A 9,176-nucleotide genomic window follows, 5' to 3' on the forward strand; every position below is an offset into this window, starting at 1 on the left:
CCGCCGTCGCGGCTGCGAGCGCCGCGAGCGCGGTCGCCGCCGGCCCCTCGCCGACCCCTGCCGCCGACTCCCGGGCCCCGGTTTCTGTCGAGGGCCCGGCCACTGCCGAGGACCCGTCCGGGCCGGGCTCGTCCCCCGGCTCGCCGTACGGCCGGGGCATGGCCGGTCGGGCCACCACCACGGCGCCCGGCAGTCCGGGGATCGACGAGCCCACCGACAGGCCGGCGTTGACCGTCGGGTCGTCCTCGTCGCGGGCGCCGCCCTGGGGGTAGCGCGCGAGCAGTTCGCCGATCACCACGCTGCCGTCGAACCGGTCCGCCGTACCGCCGAGCACTCCGGCCGGGTCGTCGCCGTAGCGCACCGGGTCCACGACGGGAGCCTGCACCGGAGCCTGCGCCTGGACCGGAGTCTGAACCGGAGTCTGGGCCTGCGCCTGGACCGGAGTCGGAGCGAAGGCCGGGGCCGGTGCGGGAGCCGCGCCGAGAGCCGGGACCCCCTCCACCGCGGCGCCCTCGATCCCACCGGCCACCGACTGCCCGGCCACCGTCTGCCCGGTCACCGACGGGCCGACGCCCGCCTGTCCGACGCCGGACGACCCGACCGCGGGGTACTCGGCGTCCGCCCGGGGGGTGCCCAGCAGCCCGCCCAGGACCCCGGCGAGCGCGCCGGACAGCTCCTGGTCGATCTCGCCGAGCTCCGCGTCCGCGTCCGCCCCGCCGCCGGGCGGCAGGTCGGGCACGGGCGTCCGGGTGACCCGGGCACCGGACGGCAGGCCGGGGAGGGCGGCCGGCTGTCCGGCCTGCTCCAGCAGCAGCGCGGGCACCAGCACCACGGCCCTGGTCCCGCCGTACGGCGAGGGCCGCAGGGTGACCTGGATGTCGTGCCGCGCCGCGAGCCGCGCGACCACGAACAGGCCGAGCCGCAGGTCGTCGCCGAGCGCGGAGACGTCCAGCTCGGGCGGGTTGGCCAGGTAGTCGTTGAGCCGCTCGTACTCGTCCTCGGCCATGCCGAGACCGCGGTCCTCGACCTCCACCGCCAGGCCCTTGGGCACTTCCTGCGCGGAGACCTGCACCTGGGTGTAGGGCGGGGAGAAGGTGGTGCCGTTCTCGATCAGTTCGGCGACGAGGTGGATCACGTCGGCGACGGCCTGGCCGCTGAGCGAGGCCCGGGGCACGCCCTGGACGACGACGCGCGAGTAGTTCTCGGTCTCGGAGACGGCGCTGCGCAGCACGTTGACCATGGGGACGGCGTTGCGCCAGCGCCGGGCGGGCAGGGCGCCGCCCAGGATGACCAGGTTCTCGGCGTTGCGCCGCATCCGGGTGGCGAGGTGGTCGACCGCGAACAGTTCGCGCAGCAGCTCGGGTTCCTCGTGCTCGCGCTCCAGCGCGTCCAGCATGCTGATCTGGCGGTGGATCAGGATCTGGGTGCGCCGGGCGATGTTGAGGAAGACCTTCTTCGTCCCCTCGCGGCCCTGGGCCTGGTGGACGATCGCGGCGACGGCGGCCTGCCGGACGGCGGCGAGGCCGTCGGCGGTCTGCTGGACCTCGTCGCCGATCCGCCGGGACGGGGTCCAGGCGGGCGGTGTCGGGACCGATTCGCCGGCCTGGAGCCGCCCGACGACCTGGGGGATCTCCTGCTGGGCGAGGGCCAGGGTCTCGGCGTGGAGGTCGGCGAGCCGGCCCGGGAGGGTGCGCGCGGCGCGCAGGCCGCGGACCAGGCTCCAGAGCAGGACGAGGGCGACCACCGCGGTGCCGCCGTAGAGGGCGGTGCGCTCCCCGGCGTCGCGCAGCAGGTAGGCGGCGTAGCCCCAGGCGGCGGCGAGGCCGAGGCAGGGGACCACCGCGAGGGCGAGGAGCGAGCTGCGGAGGGAGCCGGACCGGCCGGCGCGGTGGCCCGTCCGGGGGGCCGATATGCCTGGCATCTGATTCCTTGTAGCAGGGCCGAACGGCGGTTGTCCGTGTGCGGTCCGACCGCGGTCGCGGGGCGCCACGGCCGGCGGAGCCCGGAGGGTTGCCGGAGGTGGTGACGTGTGGTCACCGTCCGGACGGGAGCTGCACGGCCGCCGACTGCAGGCACGCTACCAGCCTCAGGTGCCATCTGGGCAACATCAACTGACGATATGTGAACGGGTGATGACACGGTGGCGGGGGCGTCCGGGGTTCGCCCCGGGGGTCGTTCCGGCAGGTCGGGTGAGGTGCGGGGCGGGCCTGACGGCTTTCCGGCGGCCGGGGTTCGGCCGCCGGAAAGCCGTCAGGGACGTGTCAAGGGCACCTGTGGGGAGGTCCCGGTCCTGCCCGGCTCAGCCCGCCAGCGGCATCCGCAGCACGGCCGCCGAAGCGCCCTGCGCCTGCGCCTCCGCCCCGGCCTCGCGCTCGGCCAGCTCGGTCCACGCCCAGCTGGCCAGATGGGCGAGTTCGGCCGACCACTGCTTCCCGTAGGTGCCCGAGGCCACCTGGCCGAGCCGCAGCCGCTGGACGTCAGAGGTGCCGGCCGGCGGGTAGACGTGGGTGGCGTCGCGCAGATAGCGCTCGATGTGGAAGTCGGCGTGCAGGCCGCGGGCGGCGTGGATCTCCATCGCGTTGCGCGCCGAGTCCAGCGCGTACTCGGTGTTGATCAGCTTGGCGTTCATCAGTTCGGCGTCGCACGGCCGGCCGTGGTCCAGCAGGTGCGAGGCGTGGTACGCGGCGAGCTTGGCGGTCATCAGCCGGGACTGCATCTCGCCCAGCTTGAGCGCGATGTTCGGCAGTTGGGACAGCGGCTTGCCGTACATGATGCGTTCCTCGGCGAACCGCGCGGTGTCCTCGACGATCGCCCGGTGGATGCCGAGCGCGACCGCCGCCAGGTTCAGCCGCCCGTAGAGGGTCGAGGACGAGTAGGCCACGTCCAGGCCCTGGCTCTCCAGGCCGAGCCGGTTGGCGGCCGGGATCCGGCAGTCCTCGAAGACGAGTTCGCCGAAGCTGAAGCCGTGCAGACCGCTCTGCGAGCCCAGCTCGCCGGTACGGAAGCCCGGGCGGTCGCTCTCCACCAGGAACGCGGACAGCCCCTTGCTGCCCTCGCCGGTGCGGAGCACCACGCCGTGCACGTCACCGATGTGCGAATTGCCCACGAACCACTTGCGGCCGTTGAGCACGTACTCGTCGCCCTCGCGCCGGGCGGTGCCGCTCATGCCGAGCACGTGGCCGCCGGACTCCGGCTCGGTGACGGCGATCGTGGGCAGCGCCGTCCCGTTGGCGAACCGGGGCAGCCAGTGGCGGCGCTGGGTGTCGCTGCCGAAGTGGATCACCTTGGCGACGCCGAGCTGCGAGGCCTGCGCGATCGCCCCCATCGCGCCGCTGACACGCGACAGTTCCTCGACGATCACGGTTTTGGCCAGGTGTCCCAGTCCCAGTCCGCCGAATTCCCGCGGGATGGTGACGCCGATCCAGCCACGGCGGGCGATCTCCCGCGAGAGCTCGAATTCGACCTGGCGCTCGGCCTCCATTCTGGCCACCTGCGGGCGTACTTCCTTCTCCGCGAACTCGCGTACCTCCGCTCGGAGGCTCTCGTGTCGCTCGTCGGTGAAGTAGTCCATCGCCATACCAGGTCCTCTCGGTTCGGGTGGTTCGGTGGATGTGCCTCCGTCCGTGCAGCCGATCCGCTTCGGCCGCCGAGGGGTGGGGGAGTGACGGTGGCGGCCGGTTGCCCCTGAGTTGCAGCCGGTGCGTGCGGATGTGCCGGCGGTGGCCCACGCTGCCCTTGGGGACCGCCGTTTTTCGGCAGGGCTCATTGTCATATGTGTGCCGTAAGCGCTCTACAGTGGATCTTGGATTGGCGTGATTCGGGCCGTTCACGGACTGCCGGGGATTGAAGCGGTGTCGGGCGGGGAAGTGACCTGTCCCGCTTTTGGGATCCGGGGCTTGTGCCGGTTCCCGTTCCGGTTGTCCGCCGCTTCCCGCAACGGTTGCCCCGCGGTTCCCGGCCCGTCCCCGCCCGGCGGCCCGCCGGACGGCCCTTCGCCGCCCGCAGGTGGGCCGCAGGTGGGCCGCCCGCCGCCTCGCCGCCGACATGCGGCTTTGACTGAGCATCAGCAGTGAGGAAGGGGAGGGGCCGGGAGCGCCTAAGGCGCCGGATGTCTGATTACATGTGCGCCATGACTGATGTGATGAGCACTCAAGGCCAGTTCCCGGGTGCCGCCGGCGAGTCCGAGAGGGCCCGCAGGCTGCGCAGCCTGGGCCTCAACGAGCCCACCGCGGACGAGGCCTTCGACCGCTTCGCCCACCTGGCCGCCAGCATCACCCGCGCCCCCATCGCGATGGTCAACTTCATCAACGACGAGCGCCAGATGTTCCGGGGGCTCTACATCCCGCCAAACTCCACCGACGCGGTGGCCGAAGAAGGCTCCTCGTGGGCCGATCGCGGCATCGCCTTCGACCTTCCGACCCGGGAGATGCCGCTGAGTCACGGCTTCTGCCCCCACGTCGTCGCGCAGCGTTCCCCCCTCGCGCTCGACGACATCCTCGCCTACCCCCGGTTCGCCGGGAACCCGGTCGTCGACGAACTGGGAGTCCGCGCCTACCTCGGCGCCCCGCTCGTCGACGACACCAACACCGTCATCGGCACCGTCTGCGTGCTCGACCGCGAACCCCGGCAGTGGGGCCGCGAACGGCTGCGCGACATCCAGCACCTCGCCGAGGCCCTGCTCTCGGAGATCCGCCTGCGCGACAACCTGCTCGCCCAGCAGCAGGAGATGTTCGCGGCCTTCGACGGCTCGCCGTTCCCGATCATGCTCACCGACGGTCCGGGCCAGGAGATCCGCTACGCCAACGCCCAGCACGCCGACACCTTCGGCGCCCCGGCGGCGTACGGCGCCGTCGGCCTGGCCTACCCCCAGCTCGGCGCCGCCGGCCTCCAGCAGGCGGTCTCCGAGGCGTACCACACCGGCCGCGCCACCGTCCTCAACGAGGTGCGGGTCCAGTCCCTGCGTCCCGAGGCCCAGCGCGGGCAGCAGATCTTCAGCTTCACCTGCACCCCGCTGCGCACCGCCCGCACCGGCCAGGTCACCGGCGTGCTGACGGTCGGCATGGACGTCACCGCGCAGTCCCGCACCGAGGAGGAACTCGGCACGCTCGCGGCCCTCCTGGTGGACCGCCTCCAGCAGAACGGCACCACCCCGGTCGGCCGCCCCGGCCTCGGCGCGGGGGAGACCGGCCTCGTCCTGCCGGGCTGAGCACCACCGGCCCGGCCCGTCCGGACCGCGTGCGGGTCACCCCCCGGACCGCGTACGCACCACCGGAGTTCCGTACGGCGCAGCACCGGCCGCCCACCGCGGCGGCACCGCGCCCCGACCATGGCCCAGACAGCCAGACAGCCAGACAGCCAGACAGCCAGACAGCCAGACAGCCAGACAGCCAGACAGCCAGACAGCCAGACAGCGAGACAGCCAGACCCAGTCCGACCGCCCGACCACGTTTCTCCCACGGCACGACCACGTCCCGACCAGGTCCCTCCCAGGTCCCGAACGCGCCCCGACCGCGCGTCGTGGCGGGACCGCAGCGCCGGCCGCCCACCGCGGCGAGCCGTCCCACCGTGGCGGGGCGCCTCTCACCCCCGAGGAGAGGCTCCCCGCCGCGCTGCTGTCCGGGTGAACCGCCCGCCGCCGCCCCGCCGGACCCGTCCCCGGGGCCGCCGCCGGTGGTAGGCATGGGCCGCATGCAGTGGTTCGCCGCCCCCGAGTACTGGCTCAGCAGACTGCTCGTGCAACGGCTGCTGGCCGCCCTCTACCTGATCGCCTTCCTCGCCGCCGCCCGGCAGTTCCGCGCCCTGATCGGCAGCCGCGGCATGCTCCCGGTGCCCCGCTTCACCGCCCGGGTCCCGTTCCGGCAGGCGCCCGGACTCTTCCACCTCCACTACAGCGACCGCTTCTTCGCCGCCGCGGCCCTGACCGGCGCCGCGCTCTCCGCCGCCCTCCTCGGCGGCCTCGGCGATGCCGTCCCGCTCGGGGTGTCGATGCTCTGCTGGGCGGTGCTGTGGGTCCTCTACCTGTCGATCGTCAACGTCGGGCAGACCTGGTACTCGTTCGGGTGGGAATCGTTGCTGCTCGAAGCGGGCTTCCTGGCCACCTTCCTCGGCAACGCCGACACCGCCCCGCCCGCCCCCGTCCTGTGGCTGCTGCGCTGGCTGGTCTTCCGGGTCGAGTTCGGCGCCGGACTGATCAAACTGCGCGGCGACAGCTGCTGGCGCGACCTGACCTGCCTGCGCTTCCACCACGAGACCCAGCCGATGCCCGGTCCGCTCAGCTGGTTCTTCCACCACCTGCCCGGTCCGCTGCACCGCGTCGAGGCGGCCGCCAACCACGTGACCCAACTCCTCGTCCCGGTCTGCCTGCTCCTCCCGCAGCCCGTGGCGACCTTCGCCGCCTGCGTCGTCGTCGCCACCCAGCTCTGGCTGGTTGCCTCCGGCAACTTCGCCTGGCTCAACTGGCTCACCGTCGCGCTCGCCCTCGCCGCCGTCGACCCGGCCCGCCTCGGCCTGCCCGTCCACCCGCGCGACTACCCCGCCGCCCCGGTCTGGTTCGAGGCCCTGGCCCTGGCGCTCACCGCCGCCGTGCTCGTCCTGAGCTACTGGCCGGTCCGCAACATGGTCTCGCCCCGCCAGGTCATGAACCGTTCCTTCAACCGCCTCCACCTGGTCAACACCTACGGCGCGTTCGGCAGCGTCAGCCGCACCCGGCAGGAGGTCGTGCTCGAAGGGACGGACGAACCGGTGGTCACCCGGCACACCGTGTGGAAGGAGTACGGCTTCAAGGGCAAACCCGGCGACGTCCGCCGCCTCCCGCGCCAGTACGCCCCCTACCACCTGCGGCTGGACTGGCTGATGTGGTTCGCCGCGATCTCCACCGGCTACGCCCGGCCGTGGTTCCTGCCGTTCGTCGCCCGGCTGCTCGTCAACGACCGGGACACCCTGCGCCTGCTCCGGCACAACCCGTTCCCGGACACCCCGCCGACCCACGTCCGGGCGACCCTCCACCGCTACCGGTTCACCGATTGGCGCGAACTGCGGCAGACCCGCGCCTGGTGGCACCGCACACCGTTGACCGAGTACCTCGCGCCGGTCGACCTCGCCGCCCTCGCCCGCGCCGGACACCACCCGCCACCGGCACCGGGCAGGGCCGGTGCGGTCGGTACGGACCCGGACGGCCGGTCCGGGCGTGCCCCGAACGGGGGATGACCGGGTGACGACCGCTGACGCGGACCACCCGACCGGCCCTCCCCGGTGGCGCCCGGCCGGGCGCTGTGGCACGCCACACCGCCCCGAGGAGCGGTGGGTGCGTGCATGGCTCGAACGGGCACCCGTATTCTTGGCCTCCGACCGGCAGCCCTACCGCGCGCCCCCTCAGCCCCACCCGCCGGGGCCGCACCGCGCACCCGGACCGCCGCCCCCTCGCCGCCAGCCCACGCCCCCGCCGCAGCCGCCCAGAACCGGACCTCACATGACAGTGCTTCACTCCCGCAACGCCGACGCGGCCGACGCAGCCGGCTCCGCAGACGTCAAGGACACCACGGCCGCCACGGACACCGCGGCCGCCGCGACCACCACCGACACCGACCTCCGCGAGGAACTCGGCCGCTACGCCGAACTCGGTGCCTTCACCCTCACCTCCGACACCCACCCCTGGTACGCGGCCCTGGACACCGTCGCCACTCCCGAGGACGCGCGCGCCGCGTCCACCGTCCTCGCCGAACTGCGCGGACACGACCTCCAGCAGGTCTGGGACGACGTCACCGCGCTCGCCGCCGATGTCAAGATCGACGCGCCGGACACCGTCGGGAAGACCGCCGTACTCGTCGAGATGCTCCAGCTCCTGCGCCGCACCTCGACCGTGCTCGCCCCGGCCGCGTACGACGCCGACCTCGACTCCCTGATCGCCGCCACCGCCGACCGGACCTGGCGGCGCGAGCGCGGCGTCAAGCTGTCCTGGCTGCGCGGCCGCTCGCTGCGCAAGCAGGCCGCGGCCCTCGCCGTCACCACCGGCCGCCCCCGCGGCCAGGACCTGCACGAGGCACTCGCCTCCGCCGCGGTCGAGCGCCGGGCCTGGGCCGCCCTCGCGCCCGCCGGCACCCTGCCCACCGCGCCGTCCGACGCCGCCCTCGCCCACCGCACGGCGCAGGCCTTCGAGGCCATCAACACCGGGGTGCGCGAACTCGCCCGCCTGCTGCCCGGCCAGGACCTCGACGGGCTGTCCTTCCCGGACCTCGTCGACCTGGTCGACCGCCTCGCGGCCGACGAGGGCACCCTCTACCGCCTGCCCACCGTGCGCGGCCTGCGCACCACCCTGGAGGACGCCGGCCTCGGCGAGCTCCTCACCGAGCTGGCCGCCGCCCGCGCGGACCGCCGCGCCGCCGAGGCCGCCTACGGTGCCCGCCAGGCCCTCGCGGGCGGGCAGCGGGACGGTCTGGTGTCGCCGGTCGCCGAGGAGGCGGCCGACACTGCGGTCGACGTGACGGCTGACGTAGCGGCCGACGTGACGGGTACGGAGGAGACCGAGGCGGTCGCCGACGTGGCCGCCGAGACCGAGATCGAGACCGAGAACGAGGCTGAGGTCGCGGCGGAGGTGGAGACCGACGCCCCGGAGGCCGAGGCCGTCACCGCCGAGCCCGTGACCGAGGCGGACAGCCCGGAGGCCGAGGCCCCGGCCGAGGAGCAGCCGCTGGTCGTCACCCTCCCGGCCCCTTCGCCCGCCGCCGACGACCTGGTCGGCACCACCCCGGCCCCGCCGGTCCAGCCCTCCGCCCCGGAGGCGGAGACCATCGCCGCCACCGAGGTCGAGGCAGAGGTCGTGGCCGAGGTGGAGCCGGAGCCCGTGGCCGAGGTCGAGGCCGTTGTCGAGCCCGAGCTCGTTGTCGAGCCCGAGCTTGCGGTCGAGGTCGCGCCGGGGGCCGAGGCTGAGGTCGAGGCTGAGCCGATCGTGACGGAGGAGACTCCCGAGCCGGTCGCCGAGGTCGAGCCCGAGGTCGAGGCTGTCGCCGAGACCACGGTCGACGTCGAGGAGGAGCCCGTCTCGGAGGCTCCCGCCGAGGTCGAGCCGGTTGCCGAAGCCCCGGCCGTCACCGAGCCGACCGTCACCACCGAGGTCGTGGCCGAGGAGCCGGTCGAGCCGGTTGTCGAGGCCGTGGACGAGGCTCCGGTCGCGGAGGTCG

4 protein-coding genes and 1 pseudogene are annotated in these 9,176 nt (G+C 73.9%); 3 read left to right on the plus strand and 2 right to left on the minus strand.

Annotated features, from left to right (window positions below; genetic code table 11):
* Positions 1-1,921: sensor histidine kinase KdpD (locus tag BI06_RS02865; protein WP_233289984.1), on the minus strand; the 1,921-nt coding region annotated here is incomplete at its 3' end.
* A 378-nt stretch (positions 1,922-2,299) separates the two neighbouring features.
* On the minus strand, positions 2,300-3,571 hold the full coding sequence (locus BI06_RS02870) for an acyl-CoA dehydrogenase family protein (protein ID WP_082558312.1): 1,272 nt from the start codon (positions 3,569-3,571) through the stop codon (positions 2,300-2,302).
* 558 nt (positions 3,572-4,129) lie between these two features.
* Between BI06_RS02870 and BI06_RS45355 the strand changes: the two genes are divergently transcribed.
* The 3 genes and pseudogenes from BI06_RS45355 to BI06_RS50230 all read left to right on the plus strand — a co-directional run.
* Positions 4,130-5,206: a GAF domain-containing protein gene (locus BI06_RS45355; protein ID WP_078879639.1), complete on the plus strand. Its 1,077-nt coding sequence runs from the start codon at positions 4,130-4,132 to the stop codon at positions 5,204-5,206.
* Positions 5,207-5,688: 482 nt separating this feature from the next.
* The gene (locus BI06_RS02880; protein WP_051740338.1) at positions 5,689-7,206 is read left to right on the plus strand and encodes a lipase maturation factor family protein; all 1,518 of its coding nucleotides are present in this window, start codon (positions 5,689-5,691) and stop codon (positions 7,204-7,206) included.
* Positions 7,207-7,468: 262 nt separating this feature from the next.
* Positions 7,469-9,176, plus strand: a pseudogene (locus BI06_RS50230) (hypothetical protein); the annotation flags it as partial.

It is taken from the genome of Kitasatospora sp. MBT66 (genome assembly GCF_000710405.2).
Taxonomy (GTDB): Bacteria; Actinomycetota; Actinomycetes; order Streptomycetales; family Streptomycetaceae; genus Kitasatospora; species Kitasatospora purpeofusca.